The organism is Pseudomonas californiensis (assembly GCF_021147775.1).
Lineage (GTDB): Bacteria > Pseudomonadota > Gammaproteobacteria > Pseudomonadales > Pseudomonadaceae > Aquipseudomonas > Aquipseudomonas californiensis.
Genome location: NZ_JAGTPK010000056.1, coordinates 1 through 17,141 on the forward strand (window position 1 = coordinate 1; position 17,141 = coordinate 17,141).

The following is a 17,141-nucleotide window of genomic DNA, read 5'->3' on the forward strand; positions in this document are numbered from 1 at the left end:
CGCCGATGGTAGTGTGGGGTTTCCCCATGTGAGAGTAGGTCATCGTCAAGATTAAATTCCGAAACCCCTCATCGCTTACGCGATGAGGGGTTTTGTTTTAGTAGAAGTCACCAAAATTCGCTGAAGCGTTAGCTGCTAACGACTCGGTACCCGAATTTCTTGACGACTATAGAGCATTGGAACCACCTGATCCCATCCCGAACTCAGTAGTGAAACGATGCATCGCCGATGGTAGTGTGGGGTTTCCCCATGTGAGAGTAGGTCATCGTCAAGATTGAATTCCGAAACCCCTCATCGCTGACGCGATGAGGGGTTTTGTCTTTTCTGGGCAAGACATTGTGCAGTCGCAGTACCCCATCCGCGCTTTGCTCTTTTAGCGCCCGCAACCACACCGTCTTGCTTCAAACCTTGAACAACCCTGTGTACTATCAGCGCCAGGCCGATGCTGCCTGCCGCTCGCTCCTGACAGAAAAGGTGAAAGCATTCTCTCTGCAAACTCGATCACATCTCTTGATAGTCGAAGTTTGGTAATGCGAGCACCGGACTGAATCGACTCCAGGAGGAATAATGCTGTCAATCGAGCAAGCAAAGCAGATGGCCAAGAGGCTGCGTGCCTCATTAGCGCTAGCTGATCAGGAAGTGTCCCACTCTGCCGCCTTGGAGCTGGTCGCTCAGCAGATGGGCTATAAAGACTGGAATACCGCTTCGGCGCTGCTTACCCAGGAGCGCTCGGCTACGACCGTCACGTTTGACAAGGCCATTCCCATACTGCGGATGTTCGATGAAGCCAAGGCGCGTGAGTTCTATCTCGGGTTTCTTGGCTTCAGTGTGGAGTTTGAACATCGATTTGCAGCGGATCTGCCTCTGTATCTGGGCATCAGCCGCAACGGCCTTCAAGTGCACCTCTCCGAGCACCACGGTGACGCCAGCCCTGGATCTACCCTGTTTGTCCCCATGCAGAATATCGAGCTGTTCCGTGACGAGCTGATTGCCCGAAACTATGGCTATGGTCGTCCGGATATCGTTGAACAAGGGTGGGGAAAAGTTCTCGAGGTGTATGACCCCTTCGGTAACCGGATCCGCTTCTGTCAGGACTGATGGCTACTGAACTGCCGTGAACGACACAACCCGCTCAGGCTTTACGCTGAGCGGGTTGTGAGAGCAGCAAATATGATCAGGCAAACAGACTGCGTACGTTATTCATCGCGCTGTCGCCAAACCCTTGCAGAAACTCCTTGAATGCGGGAAGTACCTCGACGCCTCCCTGGTCAGGTTCGGCAATGATCGTCCATGTCGCGACACATTCGTAGTATCCCTTCGCCTCCACAGTCATTGCCGCCCATAGATTGCCGACTGGCAGACTGGTGTGGATCAATGACCATGTCATGTACAACGCCTGATCATCGCGCGAGTTCAATTGCTCTATCGCCACGTTGCCATCCTTGAACAGCTTCTTGCGCACAGAGCGCACACCTGTGCCTGTGACTTCCGTACTTTCGAGTGCGGGAATAAAAGCCTGGAAGCCACCGAAGTCGCCGACGACCGCCCATACGCTATGAGCATCACTGGGGATGGTCACGGCTGATTCAACGCGGCACAGCTCTGGGTTCTTGATCAGCGTGTCGGGTTTGAGAGTGTGGTGAATAGTGTTCATGGCGTTCTCCATTATTGCGTCAGGGGTGATCGATTCAGATGAAGTCGATTTCTTTCAGGTAGTCGCAGCCCTTGCGCAGCAGCGCCGGGGTCTTTTTTGGGTATTGCTCGCCCATGTGCCGGATACCGGCGTGAGCGTTCTGGTACTCGATCATCGAGATATCGCCGATGTCCTCTTCAAAGCCATTCAGATAGAAACCGAGCACACCAAACAACGCGTTCTGGCTGTCTACCCGGTCGAGCTGGGTTTGCCAGTGAGCCACGCTGACCATCTCGAACTGTCGGCCCGAATCGCGGAAAGCCTCTACGTAGCTGTTCCAGCTCAACGGTTCGGGGTTGTGCAGGTTGAAGACGGCGCGTTCGGGCTGATAACGACTGGCATGGAAGCCAATGAAGCGAGCCAGGAAGTCCACGGGCATCAGGTCGAAGGTCATTGCAAACTCGGGCACCAAGCCCAGTTGCAAGGAGCCTTTGAGCATCAGCATCAGGCGGTTTTTCTGCGGTTGGCACACGCCAGTGCTGCTGTTGAACGCAATGTTGCCCGGGCGATAGATGTTCACCCACGCTCCTTGCTCCCTGGCGCGTTGCAGGATGCGCTCCGCGACCCACTTGGAGAGGTTGTAGCCGTTCTTGATGTAGATCGGTGGGGTGTCGGCAGCGGGTTGTTCAAGCACATTGCCGGCAGCGTCGACAGCGCTGGACGCTGACAGGGTAGAAACGAAATTGAATATCTTTTTACTGCGGCCCTCGCACAGTTTCAGGCATTCCAAAACGGGTGCTACGTTGTCCTTCACCAGCGTCTCGTAGTCCTGCACATGGTTGACGTTGGCAGCGTTGTGCACCAGCGCACCGAAGTCCCGGTCGAGCCGCTCATACACTTCATCGCTGAGTCCCAGCTTTGGCAGGGACACGTCAGCGCTATAGACCGTCACTCGACGAAGATCCAGATGACTGAGGCGGTTTTCCTTCAGCGACTGTTCGAACCGCTCTTGTGCGCTTTGCCCTGAGCCTTCACGTACCAGACAGGCGATTTCCGTCGCGCCCCATGCCAGCAGTGCTTGGACGATGTGCACCCCCAGAAACCCGTTGGCCCCGGTAACGATGACTTTGTGGACATCGCCGAGCTTGCTGATCGGCAGGGTTGGCAGCGTCAGAGGCGCATGGGCGTCCTCAAGGGCCTGCGGGCTGATGGTATAGGCGCAAGCGTCGCTGTCGCTGTCGATCAGGCCTGCCAACGTCAGCAGCGTCGGCGCTTCGATAAAGCGGTTGATCGGGATGCTGCGCCCGAACTGCTCCCGTATGCCGAGCAGCATGCGCGACAACAGGATCGAATGGCCGCCCAGGTTGAAAAAGCTCTCGTCAGTCGAGATATCGTTCGCCGGTAGTTCCAGCAATTGAGCCCACAGCTCGACCAATTGATGTTCCTGCTCGGTCTCCGGCAAGCGACGTGGGTGTTGATCGGCAAAGCTCACCGGTATTTCCAGCAGCGCCTTGCGATCAATCTTGCCATTGCCGGCATACGGCATGTATTCAACAGTCATATAGGCGGCGGGTTGCATGTAATCCGGCAACAACCGTTGCACGTGCTCTCGCAACGCCTGCTGTGACGTTTCTGCGTTCTGCTCTTCGTGCGGCTGGGCAAGAAAAGCCAGAATTCGTCGTTCTGCATTCACGACCACGGCTACCTGGCGGTACAACTGACTGGCGCGCAGGCAATGCTCGATCTCTTCCGGCTCGACCCGAAAGCCACGAATCTTCACCTGATTGTCACGTCGACCGCTCAGCTCGATGCCATTGGCAGTCCACTTGCCCATATCGCCAGTGCGGTAGGCGCGTAGCTGTTGACCGTCCGGACGTTCCAGCCACACGTAGCGTTCCGAGGTCAGCTCAGGGTTGTTGATATAGCCCAGCGAAACGCCCGGGCCGCAGATGTATAGCTCGCCCTGCGTCTGCTCTGCGACAGGCAGGCCCTGGTCGTCAAGAATCCATACCTGACTGTTGGCGATTGGCCGTCCGAGATCACGATTGCTGCTGTGCGACTCAAACTCCCCTGCGGTTACCAGCACCGTGGTTTCAGTCGGGCCATACAGGTTATGGAAGTGGCATTGACGGGTGAGTTGCGCAATAACGTGCGGCTCACACACATCACCACCGGTCATGACGTGCTCAAGCCCCAGCGGCTGATCCAGCGGCATGATGCTCAGCAACGCCGGTGGCAGAAACGCGTGGGAAATCCCCTGTTTCAGCACGTTGACCAACTGCAATGGATCGCGACGCTGGTCTTCGTCGGGCACTACCAGCTCGGCACCACTGAGCCACGTCGGGAAGATGTCTATAAGCGAAGAATCAAAGCTCAATGTAGAGAACTGCAGTACGCGGCTGGTTTCCTTCAGGCTGACGTACTCGGCGTACCAGGCCGTGAAGTGGCTGAGATTGCGCTGGCTGAGCATCACGCCCTTCGGATGCCCGGTCGTGCCGGATGTGTACAGCGCCATGCACGGCGCATCCGGCTCAGGTTGAATGACTGCCCGAGGTGGCGCAGCGCCTGACGCTGGCATTGCGCTGATATCCAGCGCCGGGAACTCAGCGATTGCCAACAGGTGTGCGCCATCGTGCAGCAGTAGCAGAGCGCCCGAGTTTTCCAGAATGTACTGCTGACGTTGCAGCGGCTGGCCTGGGTCGAGGGGCAGGTAGACGGCACCACTGCGCAGAATGGCCAGGATGCCTGCGTAAAGCGCCATCGATTTGGGCAGACAAATGCCGATCACGGCAGGTGCACACGACGCCACGCGCTCTTCGATGAGTGGCGCCAGATGCTGCAGGATGGCATCGCTGTGCGCGTGAAGCTCAGCGTAGCTGTACGTCTGGCCATCAAGTGTCAGCGCCGGTCGATCAGCAAAAAGCTCCAGGGCGCGCACCAGCCGATCAATGACCGGTGTTTCGCTGATCTGCAGGAGGTGCGGCTGTTGCGTCCGGTTTAGGTGATGCTCGAACAGCAACTGGTCCACGGCCAGCAATCCTTCCTGTCGTTCACTTTGCGAAGGCTGCGCAGTGGCCAGGCTTTCGAAATAAAGCGTGTCGCGGGACAGCCGACTGATCTGCAGCGCCACCATGTCGATCAGCGCAGCGACGGCCTCGTCACGCAACTCCCGTCCGTTGCCAGACGCCTGGGAAGGTAGCCGTTGGCACTCGATCAGGCGTAACGCCCTGGCAGAGCCGTGCCAGCACAACAACTCCAGTTGGGGCAGAGCACTTGCAGTGGGATTAATACCGACGCGCAGGCTGAGATGATCGGTCTGGCCGCGTGTCGTCAGTTGCGCGCCGTGCAACTCCAGGCTGCCGTCTTCGATCAGGATCGATGCGTCGCCGGGGTTCCAGTTTTGCAGGCCGCTCGGGTCAGTCAAATGCTGCACGCCATGGCCGTGCGCCTGCAGTTCGTTGTTCAGTTCGCTCAGGGTCAGGCTATGGCCGATGAGCACAATCTCGAGACGTTTCATTGCAGCGTTCCCTGAGCAGGCAGGTAGTTGGCCAGCGCACGCTGCACGCAAGGATCGTCCAGCATTGAACTGGTTCTGAAAAAGCGCACGATATTGCCGATCAGTGGGTGATGACGATTGATCGGGAAGCTCACGGCGGTGGTCTCAGCCTTTAGCGCCTGCTTGACGGGTTCAGCCACCGGCAAGTGCTCGATCAGCATGAAGTCGAAGCTGTGCTGGATATCGCTGGTGAGGTAATGGGTGATGAACACCGGCATGATGGCGGCGATGCATTCGCGGTCCTCCTGCGACGCGGTGTGCCAGTAGATACGTACCAGACGAGCCCAGAAGCCTGAGTGTCGTCCTTCGTCCAACAGGTGGTCAGCCATCAGCCCCTTGACCGACTGTTTCACCGAATCGTCCTTGGCGAAGGCCGCTACATCGTTGGTCACGGTGTTCTCGGCAATGGCCACGCAAATCAGCTCCACCGCGCTGCGCAGGCGTTGCGGCGCCATGGCCAGCGCGGTTGGAATTGCCCGACTGAGCTCGATTTCGTTGGGCAGCACAATAGGCTCGATACCGGTCAGGGCAATGGTCTGCTGCATGAAGTCCATTGCCACCAGCGCGTGATAGTCCTCATCGACTACCACGGTCATCGCGTCATACCGGCAGGCGAAGGGGAAGCGGATCGCAAAGTTATCCTTGGCGATGCTGCGGGCGCTCTTGTCGACGATCTCGGTTTCAAAGATCACGACATCATTGATGAACTTGTACAGGCTCTGGACCAGTGCGTAGTCCCGCAAATGCGCACACTCGCGGCTGAACGTTTCGCTCAATACCAGCGGCTGGCGGCTTAGCGGATAAATCAGTTTTTCATCGTTCTCGACGATCCTGCGTGGACGAGTGCGAATGGTGGCGCGACCTTCCCACGCATCGATGAACGACCTGTAGTCTTCTGCTTTCATGATGGCTTCCTTGTAAAGGCTTCAGGGTGTGGTGACGAATTACGCACTGGCCTGCATCAAGGGCGCGCGCATGCTCATGCGCAGCGTGTCCCACAGCTGTATCCGGCTTTCCACTGCGGCAATGGCCGCTTGATAGACTTCGCTTTCGCGTTGCGCATCGCCCGCAACCAGTCGAGCCAGCAAGTTTTCTGCAGCCGGTCCGTGGTCTTGCGAGTCGACTTCGATATGGCGTTCCAGGTAGTAGCGAAAGGTCGGCGCCTGGTCGACGGTGATGCCCCAGTCATCAAGGATGCTCTGGAACATCAGGGGGATTACGCTTTCCCGGCCATGCAGGAACGCCGCTGCCACGCTGTGTGCGGGGGCATGAAGCGCGGTCGTCAGGGTATGTGTCACGAATGCCGTTGCGGCCTGGCCTGCATTGACCCGCTGCAGCGCAGTCACGTAGTGCGTGCCCTGGTTTTGAAGCTCGATGAAGCGCTCAATCTGCAGCGTGCTAGCCCCGACTTCGCGCATGGCTTCCAGGTACAGTTCGAAGTGGCTGTAATGCCCATGCCCGGGTTTGTCGTCAGACTCCTCGCCCAGCACAATCTCGTTGATCAGCCTTGCGGCAGCCGCATCCTTTGGCGGCAGCCAAGGCAACTGCGTGCAGGTCAGCTCCTGCTGCAGGCGCTTGGTTAGTGACATGAAGTCCCATACGGCGAACACATGGGTTTCCATGAAGCGCCGCAGCACGTCCAAAGAGTTTATTTCGCTGAAAATAAGATGCCGGCTAAGTTCAAGTTTCTTACGGTCCAACAGTGTTTTTTGGCAAGGCATGGTGATGTCCCTTTTTCAGTGTTGCAGATGAAGTTTGTAGGTTTGATTGCAACGGATAGCGCTCTTTATTGAAAACACCTGTCACACAGGGCTTTATTGCAGGCCAGCCGAGTCCGTGAGTTTGATAACCCATTACCGTAACTGTCACAAAGCACTGAGTCGTTACCTGCTCTTGGCTGTCAGGCCCATGCTGCAGTGTTTTCAAGGTGTTGCCGAGAAGCTGCGATTAAAAGTTAAAGCACAAACAAGAGTGTCGGCAATTGTTTTTTATTATTATTTAATTGTCGTGTTTTTCAAGTTGTGAGGGTTCGTATAAAACAGGGTTAATATGTTTTATCGGGATGTAGGCAACCCTTCTTTCTCATTAGAGTCAGAATATTAACAATGAACGAATGCCTCGTTCAGCGCTGCCGTTATGCTAAATAATGTGAGGGCGTCTGTTTTGGAAGGGCGCCATTGGAGATGACTTCCAATGTTTTCTGCCCGCTGTGATAACTCCTCTTCCATGGGGATAAAATGAACGCATCACTGCACCTGTTTCTGTGCAAGGCGTTCAAACATGACCAAAGCCAACCCTCCGGTTGGATCTGCTCTGGCCACGGCCGAGTTTGCCTTATTCCACTGTCAGGCCACCCGACAGTTCAGAAAATAGACGCAAAAAACCAAGAGGGAAGAGGGTGTGGCGAAGTGGAAATGCAGATCAGAAGCGGGGCACTGCAGGCAATGTTGATTACGCCTGCAATGGCTGGGGGATTCAGGCTGGGGTTTTCTTGCGTGAACGCGAAGGCGTCGATGCCTCCGCCGCTTTATCGCTCAGGTATCGGGTAACAGCCTGAACGCCGCGATTGAGGTGATGCTGCAGCGCGGCGACCACCTGCTCGACATCTTTCGCTTCGGCAAGGCGAAGCAACTCCCAGTGGTCGTCCTGAGACAGTTTGCCCAGACCCATGGAAGCAAGGTTGAAGCGCAGGAAGCGCTCTTCCTCATTAAGACCTTGCTCGACCAGCACCATTAAACGCTTGTTGGCCGTCTTGGCATACAGAGACAGGTGGAACATACGGTTGAGCCTGCCGATCTGAGCGTAATCGGTTTCAACTTCAAGCTGCTCGATATAAGCCCTGGCGGCTGCAAGATCTTCTGCATCGAGGAATGGAATCGACAAACGCAGTGCTTCGGACTCCAGCAGGATACGCAACGCATAGGCGTCGACAGCATCCTCGGTAATCAACGGCGCCACCACCGCACCCTTGTGCGTTTCGACGCGCAACAATGACTGGGCTTCCAATTGGCGTAACGCTTCGCGCACAGGCATGCGACTCACACCAAACAAGGTGGCCAATTCTTGCTGGCGCAGTGCGGTTCCACTTGGCAGGCTGCCGTCGATAATCGCATTTCGCAGCTTTTCCTCGATCACGGCCCTCGCGAGGTGTGCCGGAGGCTGTTCGTTACCCAGTACCGAACCTAAAAAGATTTCTCTATCTGATTTGCGCATCGCCATATTTCTTCATCAACCTGGCAGGATAGGATCCAATAAACCGCTGGATTGCCAACAGACTAGTCAAGACTTGCCAGGAAGTCGCGAGCACAGAGGCATCTTTGTTCTTTGTGGCGCAGCAAGTGATTCGATTCCATTACCAACCATCATCATTGTCCCCGCTATATTAACGCTCATCGCGCCTGTCTATCGAATACGCTTTTATGGACTTGTCGGTTTCGGTGGATATTTTAAACCATCGCGGGCTGGCCATTGATCCACCAGTCCGCGATGAGTCGGCGTTGTGTTGCGGCGCCTGCCAATCGTGCTCTAGCGCGGCAAGCGCCCGGACACAAAATGCTGAACGTCATTGAAGCCTGGCGTCGAGGCATGTCCGGGCGTTACCAGAGAGTCGATGAACGCCTCGTCATCCGACGTGATATTCACCTCCAGCGTTTTGGTATAGCCGTCCCATTGCTGCTCGGTACGCGGTCCGACGATGGCCGATGTCACAGCCTTGTTATTCAGCACCCAGGCGATGGCGAATTCGACGATGCCGACACCTTTTTCCTGCACGTACTCTTGAATGCGCTGTGCGATCCGCAAGGACTCGACACGCCATTCGGTTTCCAGCAAACGTTTATCCTGGCGGCCGGCCCGGCTGCTGCTGTCGGGTGTGATATCCGGCGCATATTTGCCACTGAGTACGCCGCGTGCCAAGGGGCTGTAAGGCACCACGCCCAAGCCGTGAAAAGCGGCGGCGGTGATCTGCTCGATTTCAGCCTGACGATTGACGATGTTGTACAGCGGCTGGCTGATGATCGGTTTGTCGACGCCCAATCGTTGCGCGACGTTGACGATTTCTGCGATCCGCCAGCCGCGATAGTTCGACAAACCCCAATAGCGGATCTTGCCTTGGCGAATCAGATCGCCGATGGCAGAAACCGTCACTTCCAGCGGCGTGTCGTGATCTTCTTTGTGCAGGTAGTAGATATCCAGGTAATCAGTGCCCAGCCGCGCCAGGCTGTTTTCGATGGCGTTGAAGATATGTTTGCGGCTCAGGCCCGCTCGGTTGGGCACGTCACCCGGACCGATTGCGACCTTGGTGGCCAGCACCCAGTCACTGCGATGTGCTGCGATGGCTTGCCCGACGATCTCTTCAGAGCGCCCGCCGTTATAAACATCGGCGGTGTCGATGAAGTTGACGCCCTGGTCTCGAGCCTTGTCGATGATACGTGCTGATTCTCCAGCGTCCGTCTGCTCGCCGAACATCATGGAACCCAGCGTCAGCGTGGATACCTTCAGGCCAGACTGGCCAAGAACTCGATAGATCATGTTCAACATCCTCCTTGTCATGCACGCGTTATCAGACGGACACGCTGGTCTTTCGGGCTGGCGGACCGGGAAAACGATCCGGTTGCCGATCAGGCTTCAGCGAAGTGCTGGCAAACCCCACGCCACGAGTGGGAAGTCTTCCAGCGACTTCAGCCTCAGGTCGGCGTGCTCATATTGCTCGACCGGCATATGCGAGTCAGGGACCGCTACGGCGTACATGCCAGCGGCTTTGGCTGCGGTCACGCCAAACGGGGAGTCTTCGAAGACCACGCAGTCGCTGGGCGACACGCCCAGACGCCGAGCCGCCACCAGAAAGATATCCGGAGCCGGTTTGGCAGCGCCCACTTCGGGATCATCGGCGGTCACGACTGTATCGAAGAGCTCGAACCAGGCTTTGTGCTGCGTGGTCTTGGCCTCGAAGTAATGCACCGAGGAGCTTGTGCCGACTGCGATGGGGATATTGTGCGCAGCCAGGTGGCGCACCAGCGCTTCGGCGCCGGGCATTGCTGCCGCACGCGGAAAACGTTCGTCCAGCATGGGTTCGCGGACTTCAAGAAACTCGTCGACCGACATCGGCAATTCGAGTGCCTGGATCACGTAGCTTGCGAAGTCACGCGCGCCACGGCCGATGGTGTGCTGTTTGATCGACCAGTCAAAGGTTCGACCGTGTCGGCTTGCAATCAGATGGGTGACTTCGGTGTAGACGCCTTCTGTGTCCAGCAGCAAACCGTCCATGTCGAAAATTACCGCCTTGATCGGCCCCTTTGGTTTCTGCTCTGTGCTCATGTCGTCGTGTCCCTCTATCAAAATGGTTTTCAGCCTAACGTTTCCGCAAAGACCATGGCTACCCCCTGTTAGTCGAGTCCGTTCAATCAACACTTTCGCTTATCAGGTCGGAAACAAAAGGCAGAAGGCCATGTCCAACGGCTCTTAATAACGCCTAATCGCCCACATAATTGGCCGAGAACGCTGGGCCACGGCAAGCCCGCGGTGATAGTCTTTCGCGACTTTTCGACAGCGCGGCATGCCTTGGCGACCCGTTAACACTGGGCGGATTCAAGCATGCCGTGCTTTCAGTGACGGCCCCTCATCATCAGAACGGACATCTTTGAGTCACTATGAATAAATCAGCAGGTATAGCGATTGGCGTTATTGTCGTGGCAGGTGCACTGGTCACCGGCGGCGCCTGGTACACCGGTACTCGGCTGGAGGGGGCGCTGAACGAATCGATCGCCAAGGCCAATCAGGAGCTGGCAAAGTCGTTCAAGGGAACCGACACGAGCGTAACGCTCAAAATGGTTTCGTTGGACAAGCACTTCTTCAGCAGCACGGCGCACTACAGCGTCGATATCCAGAAGCTGACCGATAGCACTCAAGGCGGCCAGTTTCTGTTCGTCGATCAGATTGAGCACGGCCCGATCCCGCTGTCTCGTCTGAAGACGCTGAACCTGCTGCCGGTCATGGCGCTGAGCAATTTCCAGATGGAAAAAAGCCCAAGCTCGGAAAAATGGTTTGCCATGAGCAAGGACGTGTCGCCGATTACCGGCAAGGCCAGCATCGGTTATGACAAGGCCACCAAAGGCTGGCTGAAAATGGCACCGCTGGAAATGAACGATACCGACGGTACGTTCAAGTTCTCTGGCCTGCTCGTCAACGCCGAGTCATCCGCCGATGCCGACAAGTTCAGCCTTGACGGCAATATGGACAACCTGCAACTCAATGTCACTTCGCCTGATGGCCCGGTGAGCATTGATGTCAAAAACATGACCTTCGACACGGGTGGTACCAAGGGCAAATCCGGTTTCTACCTGGGCCACACCAACATGAAAATCCAGAACGCAGGTTTTCAGGCCGTGGGCAAACCGCAGGTGCTGATCAAGGACTTCACCAACACCAACCTTGCACAGGAAGACGCGGGTAACCTCGCGGCACAGATCAACTACGACGTGGGCATGATCGCTTACGGCGGCAAGGATGTAGGCTCGGCCCATCTGGGCTTCAAGATTGCCAACTTTGATGCGGTGGCGACTCAGGCCTTGTATCAGCTTTATCAAAACACAATCATGCCTCAGCAACAGGCTGCCATCCTCGCCGAGCAACCTTTCAAGCTTGAGCTGACGCCAGCCGAACAGGAAGTGATGAATACCCAGCTGAAAAAGCTGCTGGCCGGCAAGCCTCATATCGAACTGGAAAAACTCTCGCTCAAGACCGCCAACGGTGAAAGCCATGTGCGTGTCGCTGTGGACCTGGCCGATCCGGGCTCACTGGATCAGCCAGCCGACGCGTTGGCCATGAAAGCCTTGGGTGAGATCAACGCCAAGGTGGTTGTGTCCAAGCCGATGATTCGCGATATCGCCACGCAGCAGGCGCTGCGTGAAGGGCAAACCGACCTCAAGGTGATTGCAGAGCAGGCTACTGCTGCCAGCGACATGGCCAGTGCCATGGCCGAGATGATGCAACTGGCCAAGGTCGATGGCGACAACATCGTTTCCGACCTGCATTACGCCAATCAAATGGTCGACTTCAATGGCCAGAAAATGACCGTGCAGCAATTCATGGCAAACGTCATGGGCAAAGTCGGCGTATTGGGCAACCAGTAAGCGGTACTTGTTGGCGAACTGACAGGCGAGGGCTGCGCTACCAGCAGCCCTCGCTCTGCGTCATCAAGTCAGCCCCACCGGCGTGTCAGCCAGCTTTCGATTGCGCTGTGACGTTCCGGCATTCATGTCACTTGAACCCTCAAGCTCGCTCAAGAGACCGGTCAGTGTGCCAACCTCCAGCGGTTGCTCTTCAATCGGCCCGGTCAGAGGCGCATGCCTTTGAAGGGGTTCCAGCCTTGCTCACCTTTGACTTCTTTCAAGTAGTAAGCGTAGTTAGTGGTCAATGCGTAAAACATGGAGGAGGCAACATTGAGGCCTGTTCCTGCTGCACGAGGTACGTCAGATCCCAGAAGCGCGAAAATCACGGCCAACACAATGTTTACTGCGAGAATAATGCCGAGTATCGCCAGGTTTTTCTTCCACAGGCCCAGAACAAAAAGATAGATAGGTCCGAAGAAAAACGCGATTACGTTAGCGTTGATCAACAGCTTTTTCTTGAAGCCAGGCAAGGCTTTGAGCGCAGGTTTGAAGCGTGGATCATCAGGCGCGCCGTAAGCCTCGAAGAAGTTGAAACGCTCTTGCCATTTTGCGCTGTATTTGCCGGTGCCTTGCAGCTGATCCGTAGTGTTCATATGTCTATTCCTTGAGATCCATGGGGTATCTTCGTCCGGAAAAACCTGACGTGCTGGCGCTGTTTCTGTCGCTGATGAGAGATGGCAATCAGCGACAAAAAACAGCGTATGACGGTGTGTTGGACGGCTTACGTCGGGCGCTGGAACTACCGGCGTTGGGCCGGGTGCCACGTAAGTGGTTGCAACTTAAAGATTCTGCTCTGACGAATCAATCGCTCGTTGCGCATTGCTCATAGAGCGTTGAAAGCAACGTCGGCATTCGTCGGCACATCGACAATGCATCACACCCGCTTGGTGGGTTGAATTCAAGGTCGACAGGGCTCGAACAGGAAAGCCTTGCAGTGTTAACCCAGACGGTAACTGGTTACACTCGGCGCCCTGTGAGAATGATGTAAGGACCCGGAATGCCGCTCTCTTCTTGCACCCTTCGACATCGGCTGGTGGTCTGGTTGTACGCCATTGCGCTGGCCCACCTGCTGGGCAGTATCGTGTTCACCTGGGCGGGCTTTTCCGGCTGGCTCGACGACTATCTGCTGATCATCGAGCGGGCATTCGGCACCCAGGCCGCTCCTGCTGCCGCCCGTGCGCAACAGGTCTGGTGGATGGCGCTATTCGGCGCAACCCTGCAAAGCTATTCACTGTTCATGCTGGCGCTCGTTCACTTGGGCAGTCGTCTGAAAAGCACCATTGCCTGGGGCTCCTTGATCGCCGGTCTGTTGCTCTGGGCGCCGCAGGATATTCTGATATCGGTGCGTGCCGGCGTCTGGTCGCACGTATGGCTTGATGCTGCTGTACTGATTGCGCTGCTCCCGCCTCTGTTCTGGTTGTACCGCCACGATAAACGCGCCCTCGCTGACGATAAATCCAAAGGCCTGCGCGATGTCTGATCTTCCTCTTCTGTATCTTCTGGCGGGCAACGGCAGCACCGCCGAATGGTGGGACGACGCGATCCCGTACTTTCAGCGCTATCGAGTTGTGGCACTGGAGTTGCCTGGGTTCGGCAGCAATACACAACCGCCTTGTGAGGACCTTGCCGCCTATGCCGATGCGCTGTTGAGCGCGACGGTAAAAGGCAGTGCGATTGTTGCGGTCGGGGTCAACGCCTTGCTGGTGATGCATGCGCTGCAACGACGGCCCGGACACTTTTCCAGAAGCGTGCTGCTCGCGCCGGTGGGTGCGTTCCTGTGGCAGCGTCGCTTGCCTGCGTTGATGTCACCCCCGCCGATTCGCAAAACCATCCACTGGCTCCTCGCTAACAAACCTGCGCTGTTTGCACACAAGTTTTCCAGGCACACCTGGCCCGCCGAGCATTACCGACGCATGGGTCGCGGCTACGCAAGCTGCCGGGCGTTTGTGCCTTATTGGGACCTGCTGCGCGCCGACACCGCATTGCCGCTGCTGGAATGGATCGAGGACCCGATCGAGCTGGTCTGGGGCGATCAGGACAAAGTACTGGGTATCGAACAGGCCGCTGCGTGGTCCGCGATTCTGGCTCGCGCCGATCTGACCATCAGCCTTAAGCCGGGCTGGGGACATTATCCGTGGATCGATTCGCCCGCCGAGTTTGCGCAGTGGCTGGAGTCGGACGCGCGTGGCTTTGTCGCCCACACCAAAGGCGGTCGCTTGCGGCTCGCCACCTGTGCCGGGCAACCGGTCCCGGCTGCGTTGTCTCTGGTGCAGGGCGACGAACAAGCCGCTTTGCCTGCCTTTATCGCAAGCCAGCCCGACGCTATCTGGGCGGTACGCTCCTCCAGCTTCGGCGAGGATCAGGCCGACTCGGCAAATGCGGGTTTGAGCACCACCTATCTGCGAGAGCCCGCCCATAACGTGGCAGCGCGTGTCGCCGAGCTGCATGCCGCAGGCGTTGAAGAAGTCGTGGTACAGCGATTCATCACGCCAGTCCTGTCCGGAATCGCGTTTGTCCGTCACCTGTCGATTGAGCTGGAATGGGTGCAAGGTCATCTCGAGTCGCTGGCTGATGGGCAGGCAAGCCCCGAGCGGGCCGTGATATCCCGACTGGGCGAGGCGTGGAGCAGCAACCGCTTCACGCCGTCGCACGGGCTGACGCAGGTTCAGCTCTGGGACTTTCTGCAAGGCGTGCTGCGGGTATTTCATTACGTGCCCGGCGACGTCGAATGGGCGTGGGACGGCACTCAGTTATGGCTGTTGCAGTATCGCCCGATCAGCGACTACGGCTGGCGTCGACACCTGACCGCTGCCAATATCGCCGAAATCCTGCCGCCTCAGCCCAGCCGACTGGTGGAGTACGCCCAGCGGCGTGCAGCAAGCAGTATCCCCGCAATCATGGCGCGCTGGGACTCCAGAATCCTGCAGGACAACGAGCCGTTTACTGCCCTGTTCGGTGGCGCGTCGTACATCAACAACGACCTGTTTCTGGCTCGCCTTGCAGACTGGGGCATTGCCTCCAGCAGCTACGCGGGTGAAGTCGGCGGCGCGACCCCTCATCTGCCGTGGCGACCGCTGCGGGTGCTGCGTTCGTTGCCATTGTTCCTGCGCATGCAGCGTATCGCCCGAGGGCATCTGCTGACGCTTGAAGATCAACTGCACCGCTTCGACCGGGAGCTCGGCATGCTGGTCGCGCAAGGTGCCGAGGGTCGACAGCTTGCTGACTGGTTCGCCCGTTTTTATGTGTTCGTCGTGCAAGGCAACCTGTGTATCGCAACGTCTCTGGCCAGCAGCGGCGGTGACCTGCTGGGTCGACCCCCGACAGCTTATGACAACCTTGACGACTGCCCGCACAGGCTGCCTTGGGAAACAGACCCCGGCACGCCGCGTCCCGTGCATACCGACCTGCCGTTACAGGCGTTTCCGACATGGCCAGCCGCGATCCGGTTGGCCCATCACGCCGGTTTACCGGGCATGCGCGGCTATTACCTGCAAGTACGCGAATGGTATCGCGACAACCTGATGAGGGTGTTCTTCCGCCTGCATCACGCGGTACCGCTGGCAGACCGGGAGTACTGGTTTGCGCCGCATCCAGACGTTCGTACCCGAGCCGGCAGCTTTTGGCAGGATGGCCGCGAAGGAACAGAGCAGGCCGCCGGCTTCATGATCTATCCGGGTCAGGTCCAGGGCATTCTGGGCAAGGACATTCTGCTCGAAGACACCCTCGACCCCGGCCGACACGCTCATTACCAGACCGCTCAAGCAGTGATTGCGCGCATGGGCGGGCGCCTGTCACATGGCTCGACCCTGCTGCGCGAACTGCGCAAACCCTCAGCGGTACTGCCCGATATCGACCTGGCCTGGTTGGGGCGGGAGGTGCTGTATTGCGATGGGGAGGTGAGGCTGGTGGGGTGAGTGCGCATACTCAATGCCATCGAGAGTTCCTGCTGCGTAAAGATATGAGTGTGGCCTTGGCTAACGGTCCAGATGTCAGCTTGGCTACGCAGATTTATTCCTCAATTTCGCTTATGACGCTCAAGTAGTAACTCGTCAATGTGTTCGTTTGTATGCGTGTAATGCTTTCTATTCGGGTAGAAGTCTACAGCCCTGAGTGTTTCTGTGTTGAGCAGCGGATCAAGGTCGCCGTCTTCAACCTCCCAAAATTTAACGAACTCGATTTTTTTTAAGGAGGGCAGAAAGGCCAAAGAGCTAAGTTCCGATGCGAAAAGTTTTTTCAGTGTCGCGTTGCCAGAAAGGAAAGAATAGTCGCGAAGTTCTTTGCATTTCTCTACAGAGATACTGTCCAGGGTTTTTAGTTTGCTCAAGACTTTAATGTCTGAAAGTTTGGAGCAATGACTAATGCCTATTGTGCTGAGTTTTTCAGACGTCTGCAGGCCATTGAGTGATTCTATACTACCGCCGCTTAGTCTTAAGACCTCAAGTTTTGGCGCCGAAAGGAACGTGAGGTCTTTGTTTTTTATCCCCGTCAGTAGTAAGTCGTTGACATCGTTTAGTGTTAAGTTTTCAACTTCGTCTTTTGCGGCCGTTATGTACAAGGTTTGCAGATTCCTGATCTTCGGAAAATCCACTGCACCTTTGAAGTAGGGCAATCTCAGCTCCTTCAATTGATTGCAGCGATAGAGGGGTGTGAAATCGACCTTTTTTACGTTAATGTCTTGGGAAATTGTAGTGGTCTAATGAAACCGGACACCCATTTAGGCGAGAATGCTCGCCAGATCGAGGTGTCAGATGACCAAACAACGCCGTTCCTTTTCTGCTGAATT

The 17,141-nt window shown here is 56.7% G+C and carries 13 protein-coding genes and 1 rRNA gene; 5 read left to right on the forward strand and 9 right to left on the reverse strand.

Annotated elements, in window-relative coordinates; genetic code table 11:
• Nucleotides 1–158 precede the first annotated feature (158 nt).
• Both rrf and KDX37_RS27425 read left to right on the forward strand, forming a co-directional pair.
• A 5S ribosomal RNA gene (gene rrf, locus KDX37_RS27420) occupies nucleotides 159–274 on the forward strand.
• A 293-nt stretch (nucleotides 275–567) separates the two neighbouring features.
• A complete protein-coding gene (locus KDX37_RS27425; protein ID WP_231656362.1) occupies nucleotides 568–1,098 on the forward strand; it encodes a glyoxalase superfamily protein in 531 nt (176 codons plus the stop codon).
• A gap of 76 nt (nucleotides 1,099–1,174) precedes the next feature.
• On the opposite strand, the gene KDX37_RS27430 is transcribed toward KDX37_RS27425, so the two are convergent.
• The 7 genes from KDX37_RS27430 to KDX37_RS27460 form a co-directional block, all read right to left on the reverse strand.
• On the reverse strand, nucleotides 1,175–1,654 hold the full coding sequence (locus tag KDX37_RS27430) for an SRPBCC family protein (RefSeq protein ID WP_231656363.1): 480 nt from the start codon (nucleotides 1,652–1,654) through the stop codon (nucleotides 1,175–1,177).
• 34 nt (nucleotides 1,655–1,688) lie between these two features.
• On the reverse strand, nucleotides 1,689–5,150 hold the full coding sequence (locus KDX37_RS27435) for a non-ribosomal peptide synthetase (RefSeq protein ID WP_231656364.1): 3,462 nt from the start codon (nucleotides 5,148–5,150) through the stop codon (nucleotides 1,689–1,691).
• A complete protein-coding gene (locus KDX37_RS27440) occupies nucleotides 5,147–6,094 on the reverse strand; it encodes a diiron oxygenase (RefSeq protein ID WP_231656365.1) in 948 nt (315 codons plus the stop codon). Before KDX37_RS27440 ends, KDX37_RS27435 begins: the two co-directional genes overlap by 4 nt.
• A gap of 39 nt (nucleotides 6,095–6,133) precedes the next feature.
• Complete coding sequence (locus KDX37_RS27445) at nucleotides 6,134–6,910, reverse strand: DUF3050 domain-containing protein (protein WP_231656366.1); 777 nt, start codon at nucleotides 6,908–6,910, stop codon at nucleotides 6,134–6,136.
• 754 nt (nucleotides 6,911–7,664) lie between these two features.
• Nucleotides 7,665–8,402 carry a GntR family transcriptional regulator gene (locus KDX37_RS27450; protein ID WP_231656367.1) on the reverse strand — a complete coding sequence of 246 codons (738 nt, stop codon included), beginning with the start codon at nucleotides 8,400–8,402 and terminating at the stop codon, nucleotides 7,665–7,667.
• Between the two features lie 312 nt (nucleotides 8,403–8,714).
• A complete protein-coding gene (locus KDX37_RS27455) occupies nucleotides 8,715–9,719 on the reverse strand; it encodes an aldo/keto reductase (RefSeq protein WP_231656368.1) in 1,005 nt (334 codons plus the stop codon).
• Between the two features lie 96 nt (nucleotides 9,720–9,815).
• Nucleotides 9,816–10,505: an HAD-IA family hydrolase gene (locus KDX37_RS27460; protein WP_231656369.1), complete on the reverse strand. Its 690-nt coding sequence runs from the start codon at nucleotides 10,503–10,505 to the stop codon at nucleotides 9,816–9,818.
• Nucleotides 10,506–10,837: 332 nt separating this feature from the next.
• Here KDX37_RS27460 and KDX37_RS27465 point away from each other — a divergent pair, with 332 nt between their 5' ends.
• Complete coding sequence (locus tag KDX37_RS27465) at nucleotides 10,838–12,319, forward strand: YdgA family protein (protein ID WP_231656370.1); 1,482 nt, start codon at nucleotides 10,838–10,840, stop codon at nucleotides 12,317–12,319.
• 203 nt (nucleotides 12,320–12,522) lie between these two features.
• On the opposite strand, the gene KDX37_RS27470 is transcribed toward KDX37_RS27465, so the two are convergent.
• The gene (locus KDX37_RS27470; RefSeq protein WP_231656371.1) at nucleotides 12,523–12,951 is read right to left on the reverse strand and encodes a DUF2628 domain-containing protein; all 429 of its coding nucleotides are present in this window, start codon (nucleotides 12,949–12,951) and stop codon (nucleotides 12,523–12,525) included.
• Nucleotides 12,952–13,355: 404 nt separating this feature from the next.
• On the opposite strand from KDX37_RS27470, the gene KDX37_RS27475 reads away from it, so the two are divergent.
• A complete protein-coding gene (locus KDX37_RS27475) occupies nucleotides 13,356–13,838 on the forward strand; it encodes a cell division protein (protein ID WP_231656372.1) in 483 nt (160 codons plus the stop codon).
• The gene (locus KDX37_RS27480; RefSeq protein WP_231656373.1) at nucleotides 13,831–16,272 is read left to right on the forward strand and encodes an alpha/beta fold hydrolase; all 2,442 of its coding nucleotides are present in this window, start codon (nucleotides 13,831–13,833) and stop codon (nucleotides 16,270–16,272) included. The genes KDX37_RS27475 and KDX37_RS27480 overlap by 8 nt, the downstream gene beginning before the upstream one ends.
• 101 nt (nucleotides 16,273–16,373) lie before the next feature.
• Here KDX37_RS27480 and KDX37_RS27485 read toward each other — a convergent pair whose 3' ends face one another.
• Nucleotides 16,374–16,967: a hypothetical protein gene (locus KDX37_RS27485; RefSeq protein ID WP_231656374.1), complete on the reverse strand. Its 594-nt coding sequence runs from the start codon at nucleotides 16,965–16,967 to the stop codon at nucleotides 16,374–16,376.
• Between the last annotated feature and the right edge of the window lie 174 nt (nucleotides 16,968–17,141).